Origin of the sequence: Exiguobacterium aurantiacum DSM 6208, from assembly GCF_000702585.1 — a bacterium.
Taxonomy (GTDB): domain Bacteria; phylum Bacillota; class Bacilli; order Exiguobacteriales; family Exiguobacteriaceae; genus Exiguobacterium; species Exiguobacterium aurantiacum.
This window is the reverse complement of sequence record NZ_JNIQ01000001.1, coordinates 244,990-258,997: the sequence shown is the minus strand read 5'-3', so window position 1 is coordinate 258,997 and position 14,008 is coordinate 244,990. Positions and strand designations below refer to the sequence as shown.

14 protein-coding genes and 1 pseudogene are annotated in these 14,008 nt (G+C 51.6%); 8 read left to right on the top strand and 7 right to left on the bottom strand.

What is annotated here, in order from left to right:
- Positions 1 to 88 precede the first annotated feature (88 nt).
- Complete coding sequence (locus tag P398_RS0101490; protein ID WP_029333843.1) at positions 89 to 595, top strand: flavodoxin domain-containing protein; 507 nt, start codon at positions 89 to 91, stop codon at positions 593 to 595.
- Here P398_RS0101490 and P398_RS0101485 read toward each other — a convergent pair.
- On the bottom strand, positions 559 to 2,157 hold the full coding sequence (locus P398_RS0101485; protein WP_029333842.1) for a glycoside hydrolase family 55 protein: 1,599 nt from the start codon (positions 2,155 to 2,157) through the stop codon (positions 559 to 561). The genes P398_RS0101490 and P398_RS0101485 overlap by 37 nt on opposite strands.
- Before the next feature lie 266 nt (positions 2,158 to 2,423).
- Here P398_RS0101485 and P398_RS0101480 point away from each other — a divergent pair, with 266 nt between their 5' ends.
- The 4 genes from P398_RS0101480 (at position 2,424) to P398_RS0101465 (ending at position 4,236) form a co-directional block, all read left to right on the top strand.
- Positions 2,424 to 2,624 carry a cold-shock protein gene (locus tag P398_RS0101480; RefSeq protein ID WP_016507985.1) on the top strand — a complete coding sequence of 67 codons (201 nt, stop codon included), beginning with the start codon at positions 2,424 to 2,426 and terminating at the stop codon, positions 2,622 to 2,624.
- 126 nt (positions 2,625 to 2,750) lie between these two features.
- Positions 2,751 to 3,164, top strand: a complete 414-nt coding sequence (locus P398_RS0101475) for a pyridoxamine 5'-phosphate oxidase family protein (protein WP_024370914.1) — start codon at positions 2,751 to 2,753, stop codon at positions 3,162 to 3,164.
- Positions 3,165 to 3,353: 189 nt separating this feature from the next.
- Complete coding sequence (locus tag P398_RS0101470; RefSeq protein ID WP_024370913.1) at positions 3,354 to 3,857, top strand: DoxX family membrane protein; 504 nt, start codon at positions 3,354 to 3,356, stop codon at positions 3,855 to 3,857.
- An 82-nt stretch (positions 3,858 to 3,939) separates the two neighbouring features.
- Entirely contained in the window at positions 3,940 to 4,236 is a 297-nt protein-coding gene (locus P398_RS0101465; RefSeq protein WP_024370912.1) for a DUF3817 domain-containing protein, read from the top strand.
- A gap of 23 nt (positions 4,237 to 4,259) precedes the next feature.
- Here P398_RS0101465 and P398_RS0101460 read toward each other — a convergent pair whose 3' ends face one another.
- Complete coding sequence (locus P398_RS0101460) at positions 4,260 to 5,525, bottom strand: MFS transporter (RefSeq protein ID WP_029333841.1); 1,266 nt, start codon at positions 5,523 to 5,525, stop codon at positions 4,260 to 4,262.
- A gap of 111 nt (positions 5,526 to 5,636) precedes the next feature.
- On the opposite strand from P398_RS0101460, the gene P398_RS0101455 reads away from it, so the two are divergent.
- Positions 5,637 to 6,827 carry a helix-turn-helix domain-containing protein gene (locus P398_RS0101455; RefSeq protein ID WP_029333840.1) on the top strand — a complete coding sequence of 397 codons (1,191 nt, stop codon included), beginning with the start codon at positions 5,637 to 5,639 and terminating at the stop codon, positions 6,825 to 6,827.
- A 4-nt stretch (positions 6,828 to 6,831) separates the two neighbouring features.
- On the opposite strand, the pseudogene P398_RS15975 reads toward P398_RS0101455, so the two are convergent.
- Positions 6,832 to 7,844 (bottom strand): annotated as a pseudogene (locus tag P398_RS15975) (S66 family peptidase).
- 64 nt (positions 7,845 to 7,908) lie between these two features.
- On the bottom strand, positions 7,909 to 8,235 hold the full coding sequence (locus P398_RS0101445) for a winged helix-turn-helix transcriptional regulator (RefSeq protein ID WP_029333839.1): 327 nt from the start codon (positions 8,233 to 8,235) through the stop codon (positions 7,909 to 7,911).
- Between the two features lie 105 nt (positions 8,236 to 8,340).
- On the opposite strand from P398_RS0101445, the gene P398_RS0101440 reads away from it, so the two are divergent.
- Positions 8,341 to 9,141, top strand: coding sequence for a VOC family protein (locus tag P398_RS0101440; RefSeq protein WP_029333838.1), 801 nt, complete (start codon positions 8,341 to 8,343; stop codon positions 9,139 to 9,141).
- Between the two features lie 13 nt (positions 9,142 to 9,154).
- Here P398_RS0101440 and P398_RS0101435 read toward each other — a convergent pair whose 3' ends face one another.
- Entirely contained in the window at positions 9,155 to 10,147 is a 993-nt protein-coding gene (locus P398_RS0101435; protein WP_024370906.1) for a 5'-3' exonuclease, read from the bottom strand.
- Positions 10,148 to 10,340: 193 nt separating this feature from the next.
- Positions 10,341 to 11,696 carry a hemolysin family protein gene (locus P398_RS0101430; RefSeq protein ID WP_029333837.1) on the bottom strand — a complete coding sequence of 452 codons (1,356 nt, stop codon included), beginning with the start codon at positions 11,694 to 11,696 and terminating at the stop codon, positions 10,341 to 10,343.
- A gap of 155 nt (positions 11,697 to 11,851) precedes the next feature.
- Here P398_RS0101430 and P398_RS0101425 point away from each other — a divergent pair, with 155 nt between their 5' ends.
- On the top strand, positions 11,852 to 12,649 hold the full coding sequence (locus tag P398_RS0101425; protein ID WP_029333836.1) for a glucose 1-dehydrogenase: 798 nt from the start codon (positions 11,852 to 11,854) through the stop codon (positions 12,647 to 12,649).
- 36 nt (positions 12,650 to 12,685) lie between these two features.
- Here P398_RS0101425 and P398_RS16280 read toward each other — a convergent pair whose 3' ends face one another.
- The gene (locus P398_RS16280) at positions 12,686 to 13,996 is read right to left on the bottom strand and encodes a sensor histidine kinase (RefSeq protein WP_235263290.1); all 1,311 of its coding nucleotides are present in this window, start codon (positions 13,994 to 13,996) and stop codon (positions 12,686 to 12,688) included.
- Between the last annotated feature and the right edge of the window lie 12 nt (positions 13,997 to 14,008).

The following is a 14,008-nucleotide window of genomic DNA, read 5'->3' as shown; positions in this document are numbered from 1 at the left end:
GAGCGGCGAGTTTTTTTCTGGCCTATATATTCTCTCCAGTAATCGGGAATAAGAAAAATAGACTCTGACTTTCAAAGGGGGAAACGAGATGAAGACGTTGATTGCGTATACGTCGCGTTACGGTACGAGTGAGAAAGTCGCCCATCTTTTGGCTGAACGTCTGTCTGGAAACGTCCACGTGCAAAATTTGGTCGACGAACCGGGCGTCGATTGGGGGACGATCGACCATGTTATCGTCGGAGGCTCCATTCGGATGGGAAAAGTCCAAGATGAGTTAACGGACTGGTTGAAGCAAAACGAGGGACCATTGCTCGAACGTCCGCTCGGGTTGTACTTGTGCGCCGGGACGCCGACCGCGGCAGAACGGCAACGTGAACTCGAAGGTGCGTACGGTGAACCGTTATGGGCGCACGCCTACTTCGTCGAAGTCGTCGGTAGTGGCTATGACTTTGAGCGGATGGGGTTCCTCGATAAAGCCATCGTTCGAATGATGGCGAAGCAGACGGTCAGCTCACTCAACTTGGATGAAGCGCGGTTAGACGAACTAGTCGAGTCAGCTCAAGCGTCGCTCCGCACCCGTTCTGAAAATCCGTAAGCGAACAAGTCGCGGGCATCGAGTGGACTTTGGGAGGAGATGAGCGCATCTCCTCCCTTTTGTTCGCCTTCGATGTGGCGAAGCGTCACTGTCGAGAGTCGTCCTCCGATTTTAATGGCAATCGGTGCCGAATGTCGGCACGTCACATCTTCGACGGTAATCCGGTCGGTCCGGTTCGCTCCCCCGAACAGCTCGATGTCGGCGCGTCCTGACATGAAACCGCTCGTCGCGATCCGTTTCAAGCGGACGTCACGTGATTTATACTGAATGGCAAGGGCGGGATTGGCTTCATAATCGTAGGTCGGATCACCGACGGCCGTGAAACCATGAATGAATACGTCTTGATAAGCGGACACGACGAGACTGCGCGGAGACGATCGCTTATACAGTGGGGAACGGATCGGTTCAATGGAGACCAAGTTCGTGCCTGATATGAAACGGGCCGTCTTCGAGTCCGGGTCGTCCGCCAAGTGATGGCCGATATGCCGGAAGTTGTACGAGCGATTGTCATGGTATGAAATGTGACCAAAAATATGGACGTCGTGGGCGGCCGAGGACGTCGCATGTGCTTTGACCTCGATCCCGCCGAAACAGCCCTCGGTCATGTTATTCACGAGCACGACATGCCGTGACCCGTCATCGACCTCGATGCCGTTTGAATTCGAGAAGCCGGATGTGTGGGTCCGACCGTGTGGATGATGACAGTAGCAGTTCGTGACGTAGATGGCGTCACTATGATGCGTCGTAATGCCGTCATCCCCGTAATTCGTCGCCTCGCAACGGTCGAGCCAGACGTAGCGGCTTCCTTTCGCTGCACGTAAGCCGTCACCGAGATAGTGGTAATGAGGGGCGGTAATATCAAACGCGTGCAGCCCGGCGTTTTTCGCCGTCACGTGATGAACCCATCCGAACGTGACGTGTGCGAGTGTCAACGCGCTTGAAGCCGTATCCCCGCTAGACGTTCGGTCCACAGCACCGAGTCGGTCGACGTTCCAGTCAAGTGTCAGATGGGCGATTTCGATATGGTGGTTTCCGAGAAATGGGGTCGCATTCCGGAGCAGTCGCCGATATTTAGGTGCCTGGTCGTGAAGCTTGATCGTCGTTTCGTCCTGCCCCGCCCCTTCGAGCACACAATTAGATGGGATACGGATGCCTCGCACGACATAAACGCCAGCCGGAACGTACACATGACGATTCGAGCGCAGGGCGAGGCGAAAGGCGAGCGTGCAGTCGGTCTTGCCATCCCCGACGGCCCCGTACTCGGTCACATCGATGCGTCGTATCGTTGCTTGTCTCAAGTTTAAATATTCGGCATCAAGCCGACGCATCCAGACGGGGCGGACGAGATCATCGACGATCTCGAGCGGGAGGGAACTCGTCACGGGGGTGATCCGTTCCGTCAGCGGTATGCGTGACGCGTACGTCTTCCGTTGATCGGGATAGCGATTCCGTCTCGTCGCCGCATGCCAAGCAAGTGTGTCGGAAAGCAACTCGTCTTCGTTCCAATTGGAATGGGCTGCGATGCTTGCGCGAATTTGTTTCGGGTTGATTCGGTCCATCATCTTCGTCTCCTCCTAGCAATCGATTCACTTGAATCTACCCGTTTTTAAAGTATTTTTAGCAAACCGAAGTATTTAGTAGACAGAAGCATTTATCCGTGGTATATTACATATGTGCTTAATTAAGAATAGCTGGAAACATAATTCACAAAACGCTTTGGATTATTTTTCGTTTAAGATAATCCTATAGGTTTGTGATTTTTTATTGGTCAGTTTTTTCTAGTAAGGCACTACTAGAACGCACAGCGTTTATTTCAGGAGGGTTCATTATGAACACAGGTAAAGTAAAATGGTTTAACTCAGAAAAAGGTTACGGCTTCATCGAAATGGAAGGCGGAGACGACGTATTCGTACACTTCTCAGCAATCCAAGGCGACGGCTTCAAGACACTTGAAGAAGGCCAAGCAGTAACTTTCGAAATCACTGACGGAGCTCGTGGACCACAAGCTTCTAACGTTGAAAAAATCTAATCTTCCTTTCTAAGGAATATGATAACCTGTTCGCTTCGGCGAGCAGGTTTTTTTGTGTCCGTGTGTTTAATCGCTTGTCCCCGGGGAAAGAGTATACGAGTGACGATTACAAGGAGGTTTTTTAGAATGGATGCATTACAAACGGCAAAACAGATTCTAGACCATAGTAACGTGGGAACGATGGCTACCGTTTACAAAGGGAAGCCGCACAGCCGCTATATGACGTTTTTCCATGATGAGTTGACACTCTATACCGCAACTTCAAAAGATACGGATAAAGTGGACGAGTTGCAAAACAATCCGTACACGCACATTTTAATTGGTTATGACGGGGATGGAGTCGGGGACACGTATCTCGAGATTTTAGGTGAGACGACCGTGTCGGATGACGAGTCGATGAAAGAGAAAGTGTGGAATGAGAAGCTCGAAGGCTGGTTCGAGGGACCGGATGATCCGAAACTCGTCATCTTGAAAATCTCACCGCAATCGATGCGCGTGATGAATAAAAAAGGTCAAGCACCGCAAGAAGTGACTTTATAATGTAAAGAAGAGACGTCGAAAGGGACGTCTTTTTTATTGACCAATTTCCAAAAAGTGACTGACATGTGTCGCACATATGAACGAATCGTGAACGATTGTCATAGCCTATGTGAAAAGGTGAACATGGATGATATATTGTGAATGTAATCACATATGAGTCATCATTCAACATAACAAGGAGGAATTATCATGTTCACAAAGTTTTGGCAAAACCATAACATCGCGACCGGCATCTTGACCGTGCTTCGGATTTGGCTCGGTTATCACTGGCTCACAGCCGGATGGGGCAAAGTCACAGGCGACTTCTCGTCAGGCGGGTATCTTCAAAACGCGGCGTCGCTCGCTACAGGTGACCATCCAGCCGTCGCAGGTTGGTGGGCCGCTTTCCTGGAAGGATTCGCGATCCCGAACGCTGCCTTGTTTGACATCTTGATCCCGTACGGTGAGGTTCTCGTCGGTCTCGGGCTCTTGCTCGGTGCTTTGACTCGCAGCGCTGCCTTCTTCGGTCTCGTCATGAACATGGCGTTCTTGCTCTCTGGTACGGTCAGCACGAACCCGACGATGCTCATCGTCTCGGTCCTTATCCTCGTCGCCGGCTATAACGCTGGGAAAATCGGGGTCGACGGTTTGTTCCTTCGCAAGTTCGTCGAAACGAAAGTCATGCACCGTTCACCAAATCGTCAAATAGCGTGACGAATTTATGACATTCTCCTGTGACAAACCGCTCGTTCTTCGGCTACGATGAACGTAGCATAGATTGAAAAGGAGAACGATCATGAACGCTACACAGTTTAAATGGCTCGGATATACGGAAGGAATGTCATTCCTGCTCCTCTTATTGATTGCGATGCCACTCAAGTATTTAGCAGGTATGCCGCTCGCCGTCAGCATCGTCGGCGCGGCCCACGGTTTCTTGTTTGTCGCGTACGTGGCGGCCGCCGTTTACATGGCATGGCGCTTTAGCTGGGGCTTCAAGGTTTTGGTCATGGCGGTCATGGCGTCGGTCATCCCGCTCGGACCGTTTCTATTGGAGAAGCGAGTCCTCCCATCAACAGAAAAGACATCGAACTGAACACGTTCGATGTCTTTTTGCGTTCACTGATGGGCCGAGGCACTTTCAGATTCGCCGAGGACGACCGCCTTTTCAGCAGCGATGTCGTGCCGGATCCGGTGCATCGCGAACAACGTAAGCGACAGCAGACAGACCATACAAATCGCATATAGGAGCGCAGTCGATACCCACTCACTGAGTGCCCCGAATAATACAAATCCTAGCGGCGTGATGCCCATGGCGAGTGATTCGAGGACGCCCATGACCCGGCCGAGATAACTCGGCTCCGTATTCGTTTGTAAGAACAATTGAATCGGAATATTAACGCGGATGATGAAAAATCCACTCAGTAAGGCGAACCCTGTCAGGAAGACGATGGCCGGCGTGACCGAGAAGTTGTAATAAAGCGGGACCGCCGGCGCGATGAATAGGCAACTGATGATCATGAGCGCCGTCCGAGTTGTCGCTAAACGATATTTGATTTTAAAGAGCGGTAACGCGTGGGCGAGCGAGGCGACTAAAAAGCCGACGGCGAACATGCTTTCCAAAAAGCCGAACTGGAGGGGGCTGACGCCGATTTCCTGTAATGCGGCAATCGGAAATAGTACCTCTGAAGCGACGAAGAAGAAGTTGAGAAACGCCGCGAGAACGGTCAACGTCCACAGGACCCGTTGTCGTTTCAAGTAGCGAAAGCCGGAACGGACGTCGTCCCACGTCGATTGATCGGTAGGAACATGTTCGTACGCTCGGAATGTGAGGCGGGAGGCAAACAAGGCGGCAACGATGAACAAGAAGGAAGAGCTGAACAAGAACGTGGAGACGGGTAGCAACGTGAACAGTGCTCCGGCCAACAGTGGTGTACCGATGCTCGAGACGGAGATGATGCTTTGGATGAGCGAGTTGGCGCGTTGGAGTCCGTTCTCGTCAAACAAGAGTGGAATTGAACTTGTCAGCGTGACCGATAAGAAAGTCGAGACGACGGAGAGCAGACATGTGATAATCAAGAAAGCAGGGACGCCGAACGTCCAGACGAGACTTGCGAGCCCGGCCAAGAAAAACAAGAGGGCGTTGAGTGATTCCATCGTGATGATGACGAGCTTGCGGTTCAATTTGTCGGCATACGCGCCGGCAAACGGAGAAAGCAACACACGGGGCAACGTTCCTGCGAGTAAGACGAGGGCGAACTGAAGCCCCGACCCTGACGTCGTGAGCACTGTCAATCCAGCGACGAACGTGAACAAGCTTGAGGCGAACAGTGACATGAACTTTCCGAGCAACAAGACGTACAAATTTGATGATGTGGTTGTCATACAGATTCTCCTTTACTATTAAGTTCAACCTGATTTAACTTTATAGTAAACGACAGAACCCTGTTTGTATATAAAAAAGTTCAATTAAATTTAACTTTCGAGAGGTGCTCTATGATTGGACAACAGATTAAAGCGTTACGAAAAGAAAAAAAACTGACACAAAGCCAACTCGCTGAAGGGATTATCACGAAATCGATGCTCAGCATGATTGAGAATGGCAAGGCGGAGGCGTCGATGCGCAGCCTGCGCGAGATCGCGAAACGACTAGACGTGCCGGTGCAGTCGCTGCTCGTTGATCCAAAAGAAGAAGAGTTGCAACGACTTGTGGAAGAGATCGAGTATGCGCAATTAAGTCTCACTCCTTGGTCGGAAGAAGCGACAAATGAGGCGTTAGAACCTTATCTCTCGATAGAAATGAACTCGGTTTGGCAAGGAAAAGCGTTCGTGATCATGGGCGACAACATGGAGCACGATTCGAATCGTGATAAGCTACTGTCCTACTACGACCAGGCCATTTCGATATTTGAACGGCTAGGTGAAAAGAATGAGCTGGTGATGGCGCTTATTGGAAAGGCTTATTACTATATCCTATGGAATCAGTTTGACGAAGCGAGCGCGCAAATTGAACAAATGGAGCTCATGGACATTCGTAATATGTCGTCAAGGACACGGACGGAATATAGCATGCTACTCGTCATGAAGGAACTGACGTATGAGGGGAATCTTCAGGGTGCTATCCGACATTTGGACGGCGCCTTGAGACATATGCACCAAACACGGACGTATTATCGAGCTGACGATGTCCATCGAACGATTGCGCTGTGTTCGTTGTATCTGAAGGACGAACAACGGATCAACGAGGCGTTTTTAAAAGCGAGACAGTATATTCAGTTCACGGATGATCACGTGGCGAAAGTACGTCTGGCATTGTCGGAAGCGCTGTACGCGATTCATTATCGACGTGTCGAACAACTCGGGCATCACATCCAGGAGATGGAACAGTTGTTAGCCGATGACTATACGTTTGTCGCTGCGATTGAGATGTCCAAAGGTGTTTATCATGCGATGAAAGGAAATAAAGAATCTGGAAATGCTGCATTCAATTCTTTATGGAACGGCATGGATGGTTGGAAGTCGCACAGCTTGATTGATCAAGCCGTCTACTTTGAAGGGGTGTTGATTGGAGCGAGCTATGGATGCGGGATCGATTTGGTACCTTCCATCCAGGAAGCTGTCGAGAAGTTTCCGAACGGGTTTTATCGGACACATTTGACGGGTCTCTTACAAAAAATCAAGGGCTGATTGCTCAGCCCTTGAACGTTTGAATGAGTGTTCCTTTCCCATCCTCGACTTGAATCGAGGCGTGGGCACCGTTGATGAGCGTCAGTTGGGGCGGCACATGGCCACAGTCGATGTCATAGATGATCGGCACATTGAGCATGTCTTGAAGTTCAGCGTAAACCTCTTCGGCCGTATACCCTTGGACCGATTGCTGCGCTTCGCTTCGCTTCGCCCGAACAAAATACCGCTCGCGTGATCGAACCAACCGGCCCACTTCATTTGAAGGAGGGTCCGTTTGAGTGCGGGGACGTCGAGCTCGGCGTTCTCAAAGTACCAAAGGATCGGCTCCCCGTTCAAGCGCTCCCGTTGAAACGAAGCGATGTCACCATAAGGCGTCCCGATCGTATGCAACAAGACATCGATACAGCCGCCGAGCAATCGTCCTGTCGCTTCGTTGCCGCCAATTGACTTCCATTCGGTCGTCTCGGTCAAATGGTAGATGTGCGGAGTCGGATTCCCGTGTTGCCACTCTTTTTGATAGTGCTCAGAGGAGCGTTGAATGACGGTCTCGCCTTCTTTTGCCGAGACGACGTCGAGCCAGCGTGAACTCGTCTCGTCCCACTCCTCGCCGCGAAGATCGACGAGGTTCGTCCCGTGCGCTGAGGCGATGCCGGTCTTTAACGTATAAACGAATAGAAATAAGCTGACGTCGGAATAACCGAGCATCCATTTCGCCGGCAGCTCGTCCCACGCGATGCGGTCTAAAATTTCAATCAACAGCGTCCCGCCCCACGGTGGGATGATCAAATCGATTGCTTCGTCTTGAAACAGCGCCGTCAACTCATGGGCGCGGACTTCAGCAGGCGCCGACTTGGCGTTTGACTGCGTCCAGCTCGACGGCTGAAAACGTAACGTGAAACCACGACTCGCGAACGTCTTCTCCGCTTCATGGAGTAAATGATGGAGCTCGGTCGGGATGCCGGACGACGGCGCCGTGACGCCGACCGTTCTGCCGGTCAGCTGGGGATAACGAATCATAAAGGCCTCCTGTGGATAAGTAGTGGGGTTAAGTGTGGAATTGGGTTATCCACATGTGGACAAGTTACTTTTGACGCATGTGTTCTGCATGGCGGATGCCCCACGCGTTCATCGTCTCAAGGACCGGGATCAGCGTCTGTCCGTATTCGCTCAACCGATAATCGACGCGAGGCGGAACTTCCGGATAGACGGTCCGAATGATGATATCTTGCTCTTCTAAGTCACGAAGTTGGGCTGTCAAAATCTTTTGACTAATGTTCGGCAGCGAACGTTTCAGCTCGCTGAACCGGAGCGTATTTCCGTTGATGAGTGCGAGTAAAATCGATGGCTTCCATTTACCGGTAATCAGTTCGAGCGCCGTATCCACTTCGCAGCTTGATATTATCGTCACACCGTTCTCTCCTTTATGGTTTCTTTTAGGTAACTATACCACCTTTTTGTGCCGTCTTCTGTCGATTTCACTTAGCGGGTATACTGAAGGTAGAGGTGAGAAAACATGAAGTTAACAAATGTACAACTCGGCGCCGTCACGTTGCGCGTCAGCGACTTGAACACGATGCAAGCTTTTTATAAAGAAGTCATCGGGATGGATGTCCTCGACACGAGAGACGGGTACGTGACGCTCGGTGCAAAGACGACACCGCTCGTCATCTTGCATGAAGTGAAAGGTGTTCGTCCGAATCCGCGGACAGCCGGTTTGTTCCACATGGCAATCTTGCTCCCGGATCGTATCGAGCTCGGGCGCATTCTCCGCCATTTGATTGAACAACGGATCGAAGTCGGACAAGGCGATCATTTGGTCAGCGAGGCGTTCTACTTGAGCGATCCGGAAGGCAATGGCATTGAACTATATGCCGATCGCCCCCGCGAGCAATGGGAGTATGAGGCGAACGGACATGTGAAGATGTCGACGGACCCGGTCGAGTACGAATCGATGCTCGAGGCTGCGTCCGACCGTCCGTTCACAGGGTTACCATCCGGGACGACGATGGGACACGTCCACTTCAAAGTACGTTCCCTTGAAGCGGCGAAGTTATTCTATCAAAATCGTCTCGGCTTCACCGTGACGACCGATTCGTACCCGGGCGCATTGTTTTTAGCCGCTGACGGGTACCATCACCACATCGGGACGAACGTTTGGGCGCGGCCGAGCGCGCCGATGGGGGAAGAGGCCGGTCTTGAGGCGTGGACGCTCTTAGTCGATGCGGCGACGAACCGCGAACTTGGCGGGACGACAGCAGACTGGTCGCTCACCGATGACGACGGTATCACGGTCAACATAAAAAGCGTGGACTAATGTCCGCGCTTTTTTAGCGTGCTGAAATTTTCTTTTGACTTGAATCAAACGAGAGACGAATGCCGCGTTTTTGATACGCTTGTTCGACACGTTTTGAATTGATGCTGAGCTCAAGGTGAGCGAGTTTCAAATGTTCAAGTTCTGGCACCGTGACATCGAGACGGACGAGCTCCATGTTGCGCTCGGCTTTCTTGCGGGTGCGTCTCAAGTTACGGGGCACTTCCTCTGACGTCAGTGCCGCGATCGTTTCATTGATTTGTTGTCGCTTGTCGCCTTTGACGCTGAGCGCCGTATACAATTTTTCGAGCGAACCGAATCGCTTGATCAATTGTACCGACTGACTCTCGTCAAGTCCGGCCACAGGCGGAATCCCGTCGGAACGGTCCCCGGTCAACGCTTTGACGGCGGAGAGCTGTTTTGGCTTCAAGCCTTCATAGAGTGCTGCAATTTCTTCCGGGCGAATTTCGAGATGTCGCTTAAGTGGAAGCGGGCGGTTGTCTTTGATGTCACAACGTGCCTGCATTTGTTGCAGTTCTTGTGTCTGAAGCCAGACGGTGATACGTGGGCTCACGAGCTGAAGTAAGTCTTTGTCCTTCGTCATGATGACGACAGGAGCGCTACAGCTGAACTTCCGAGCGATGTGGGCGATCAAATCTTCACCTTCATACCCTTCGACTTGATATTGCGGGATGCCGCTCTCTTCAAGTAGTTGGCGCATAAGTTCCATTTGAGCCTTCAGCTCGGGTGGGGTTTGGCGACGACGGCGTTTATAGCCTGGATATAGCTCTCGACGCCATAATGTTTCACGTGAGACGTCCCACACGACGACAAAATGGGATGGACGATGTCTGCGTAGAATCGTCCGGATGAGGCCAGTCATTCCGATGACGGCACTCCGATCGTTTTTAGATACCTCGCGTCCTTTTTTCGTTCGGCTCGCGGCGGCACCGTAATAGGCACTGGCCAGCATGGAGTTACCGTCAATTAAAAATAGTTTACGTTCCATGCGTAACCTTCTTTCTGTAGTTGTTGGACCGAACAATCTTGAATAGTTCGGTGATGTTGTGTCAATGAGTGACACGCACTCAAATAAGCAACATATGTGCAGTATATCACGACAAGGCTTGAAAATATAGCGACAGTTCTGAGCACATAAGAAAAGCCTGCCCCGATTGAGAGGGGCAGGCTAGAGGAGTCGGTCAGTCGACTTCGTTCTGAATTTCATCTTTATGGGCCAGGATCAAGTCGACGAAAACGATACGATGATTGTCCACCTCGCGGACGATCAACTCGTGGTCACCTTGTAAGATGAAGCGTTCGCCGGTCCGAGCGTTCGCTTTTTGTGACAACACAAAGCCGCCGATCGTATCGACATCGTCTTCGATCTCGATACCGAAACGCTCTTCTATCTCTTGCGTAAGGACGAGACCCGACAGGCGATAATGGCCCGGGGCGACTTCCGTGATCTCGGCTTGTTCATCACGGTCAAACTCGTCACGAATCTCACCGACGATCTCTTCGAGAATGTCTTCGATCGTGAGCAGGCCAGCTGTGCCCCCGTACTCATCGATGACAAGACACATCATCGTGCGCGCATTCTGCATTTTCACCATCGCCTCTTGGAGCGGTGTGAACTCGGTGACGAGCGGTAACTGATGGATGAACGATTCGAACGGGGCGTCACTGTTCGTAAGCTGTGCCGTGAATAACTGCTTGGCGTTGACGAAGCCGAGCACGTCATCGCGATCACCGTCACGTGTGACCGGGTAGCGCGTATACTGGTGTTCTTGGACGGTTGCGATAATCGATTCAATCGAATCTTCCTCATCAATCGTCACCATATTCATCCGAGGTACCATCGCATCTTTGGCGATCCGTTCATCGAATGAAAAGATGTTTTGAACGTACGCGAGCTCATTCTCGTTAATTTCTCCGCTTTTGAAACTCTCCGTCATGATGATTTTCAGCTCTTCTTCCGAATGTGCTGTCTCTTGCGCCGTCGTCTGTACACCGAACAGGCGAAGCGTGAGGCGGGCCAGGCTGTTCAGCACGCGAATGAACGGATACATCAATCTCGTGAACGCGAACAGCGGTCTGGCGACGAGAAGCGTCAGTTTTTCCGCTTCATGCACGGCAAGCGTTTTCGGCACGAGTTCGCCGATGACGACGTGCAAGAAGGCGATCAGCAAAAAGGCGAGTAAGAACGAGAGGACAGTGGAGACCGTCGGCGAAACGTTCAACAAGTTGACGAGCGGTTCCATCATCCCTTCGATTTGATCGGCACCAATCCAACCGAGTCCAAGTGCCGCAAGCGTGATGCCAAATTGTGAAGCGGAAAGTGAGTCATCTAAATTTTCGATCACTTTTTTTGCGACGACTGCCCGTCTGTTCCCTTCAAGCACAAGCTGGTCGAGTCTCGCACTGCGTACTTTGACAATTGAAAATTCGGCCGCGACGAAAAAAGCGGTCAAGAAGATGAGCAGGGCAACGATGAATAAACTGAGTAACGTGGGACTGTCCAAAAATTCCCCCAAAAATCGGGGAGTCACCTCCATAAAATAAGATTGTATGTCGTTCAGACGATTCCTGAGAACGAATAGTTGGTTTCAGTATAGTAGATTTGCCATAAATATTCAAAATAGAGGCCAAAAGGTTTCAATAAGAAGGGAATGAGGGAACTACAAAACGAGAAGCTGAAGGAGGAAACGACATGGCAAACTATCCAGAGTTAAAAGGAAAAGTCGCGGTCATCACCGGGAGTTCGAAAGGAATCGGACGTGCTGTTGCTGAACGTTATGCGCAGGAAGGCGTTAGCGTCGTCTTGAACTATCGCAGCAGTGAAGACGAGATGAATGAGGTCATTCGCGGCATCGAAGCGAGTGGCGGAAAAGCGGTCGCGGTCAAAGGGGACGTCGCGGAAGAAGGGCTCGCCGAGAAGATGATTGAAAAAGCCGTCTCAGAATTTGGAAAGATGGACATCTTCGTCAACAATGCGGGTGTCCAAGTCGAGGCGAAGACACATGAGATGGAGCTCGATAACTGGAAGAAAATCATCGATACGAACTTGACGGGCACGTTCCTAGGTGTGCGGGCCGCTTTGAAATATTTCGTCGAACACGAGATTCAAGGGAATATCATCAACATGTCGTCGGTGCATGAAGTCATCCCGCGTCCGGGTTATACCCACTACGCGGCGAGTAAAGGCGGCGTCAAGATGTTCACAAAATCGGTCGCGCTCGAATACGCACCGAACAAGATTCGCGTGAACGCGATCGCACCAGGTGCGATTGATACACCAATCAACGAAGAGACGATGCAAGACCCGGAAGAGAAGAAAGGGCTCGAGGCGCTCATCCCGACGCATGAGATCGGTCGTCCCGAACAAATATCGGCGGTCGCCGCATGGCTCGCATCAGATGAGTCGTCGTACGTGACCGGTACGACAATCTTTGCGGACGGTGGCCTTTCGCTCTATCCGGCGTTCGGTCCAGAGAACAAAGTCCAATAAAAAACAGGGGTCCGCGCGATGCGGCCCCTTTCTTTATTAACTACTCATCTTATCTTCGGCTACATATTTCGGTAACGTGATGGTGAAGGTCGATCCTTCACCGACGCTTGAATCGACATGGATCGATCCGCCATGGCCTTCCGCGATCTCTTTACAGATGGCGAGGCCAAGACCGGTGCCGCCGATTTTACGGCTGGCCGAGTTGTCGACGCGATAAAACTTGTCGAACAGTTTGGAGATCGCCGATTCGGGGATTCCGATGCCTTTGTCTTGAACCGAAATCTCAATCGTGTCCGCCTGGTCGTGCGTGACACAGACGGCGACTTTTCCACCTTCCGGCGAATATTTAATCGCGTTGTGAAGCAAGTTCGTGAACAGTTGGCTCAACCGATCGCGATCCCCGTAAACGAGGAGGTTCGTATCACATTCGAGCGTGAGATCGTGATGTAGGCTCGAGCCTTGATGCATCGCAATCGTCTCCGCCAAGATGTCATGTAGACGTTCAGGCTGATTGTCGTAAGCCTGTTGACCAGACTCCATGCGCTGGACGTCGAGGAGGTTGGAAATCAAGTCCTCGAGACGCAGCGTCTCTTGGTGAATCATGCCCAAATATTGATCGACGCGTTCCGGCTGTAAGCTCCGATAGCGCAAGAGCTCCGTGAAGCCGATGATGCTCGTGAGCGGGGTGCGCAACTCATGGGATACCGTCGAGACGAGTTCGGTCTTCAAGCGATCGACTTCTGTCTCTTGTGTCACGTCACGGAAGACGAGCATCGTCCCGTGTCGCGTGCCCCGTAAATAAATCTTCTCCGCATACATCTGAATGAAGCGCTCTTCTTGGTTCATCGAGAACGTTTCACTTTCTTCCATGCTCTCACCTTCGAAAGCACGCCGCATGAACGAGAAGAATGCGTCTTTTTGGTCGACTTGGAGGCCGAGTGCTTCTAAGTCGGCGTCGAGACGATACAAGTCCATCTCGTTTCGTTTCGTGACGGCTTGATTGAACATGACGAATAGTGCCTGGTTCGCCATCTTGTCATTCGTCGTATGTTCGACGTAAATGACGGCGTCCCGAATCGAGTGAAGCAGACGGGCCGTCTTTTCCCGTTCCTCTTCGACTTGATGACGTTGCGTCGCGAGCGAGGACGCCATCTGACGGAACGAGTCGGTCAATTGGCCGACCTCGTTTCGGGACGAGCCCCACTGCGCCGGTACGACTTGTTCGTGCGCGAGCCGACCGCTGTTGACGATCAAGTCTTGAAGTTGACCCGTCAATCGCTGCACATACGGACGGGCCGCGATGAAGAGAACGAGCAAGACGCCTAGCAGTGATAGTAACCAAAGCACTTGCGCCCACTT

Bases quoted from the DNA above. Each gene is read 5' to 3' on its own strand.
- P398_RS0101480 (WP_016507985.1), top strand. From the start codon at position 2,424: ATGAACACAGGTAAAGTAAAATGGTTTAACTCAGAAAAAGGTTACGGC.
- P398_RS0101430 (WP_029333837.1), bottom strand. From the start codon at position 11,696: ATGGAGGTGACTCCCCGATTTTTGGGGGAATTTTTGGACAGTCCCACG.
- P398_RS0101465 (WP_024370912.1), top strand. From the start codon at position 3,940: ATGAACGCTACACAGTTTAAATGGCTCGGATATACGGAAGGAATGTCA.
- P398_RS0101485 (WP_029333842.1), bottom strand. From the start codon at position 2,157: ATGATGGACCGAATCAACCCGAAACAAATTCGCGCAAGCATCGCAGCC.
- P398_RS0101435 (WP_024370906.1), bottom strand. From the start codon at position 10,147: ATGGAACGTAAACTATTTTTAATTGACGGTAACTCCATGCTGGCCAGT.
- P398_RS0101470 (WP_024370913.1), top strand. From the start codon at position 3,354: ATGTTCACAAAGTTTTGGCAAAACCATAACATCGCGACCGGCATCTTG.
- P398_RS0101455 (WP_029333840.1), top strand. From the start codon at position 5,637: ATGATTGGACAACAGATTAAAGCGTTACGAAAAGAAAAAAAACTGACA.
- P398_RS0101440 (WP_029333838.1), top strand. From the start codon at position 8,341: ATGAAGTTAACAAATGTACAACTCGGCGCCGTCACGTTGCGCGTCAGC.
- P398_RS0101460 (WP_029333841.1), bottom strand. From the start codon at position 5,525: ATGACAACCACATCATCAAATTTGTACGTCTTGTTGCTCGGAAAGTTC.
- P398_RS0101490 (WP_029333843.1), top strand. From the start codon at position 89: ATGAAGACGTTGATTGCGTATACGTCGCGTTACGGTACGAGTGAGAAA.
- P398_RS0101425 (WP_029333836.1), top strand. From the start codon at position 11,852: ATGGCAAACTATCCAGAGTTAAAAGGAAAAGTCGCGGTCATCACCGGG.
- P398_RS0101475 (WP_024370914.1), top strand. From the start codon at position 2,751: ATGGATGCATTACAAACGGCAAAACAGATTCTAGACCATAGTAACGTG.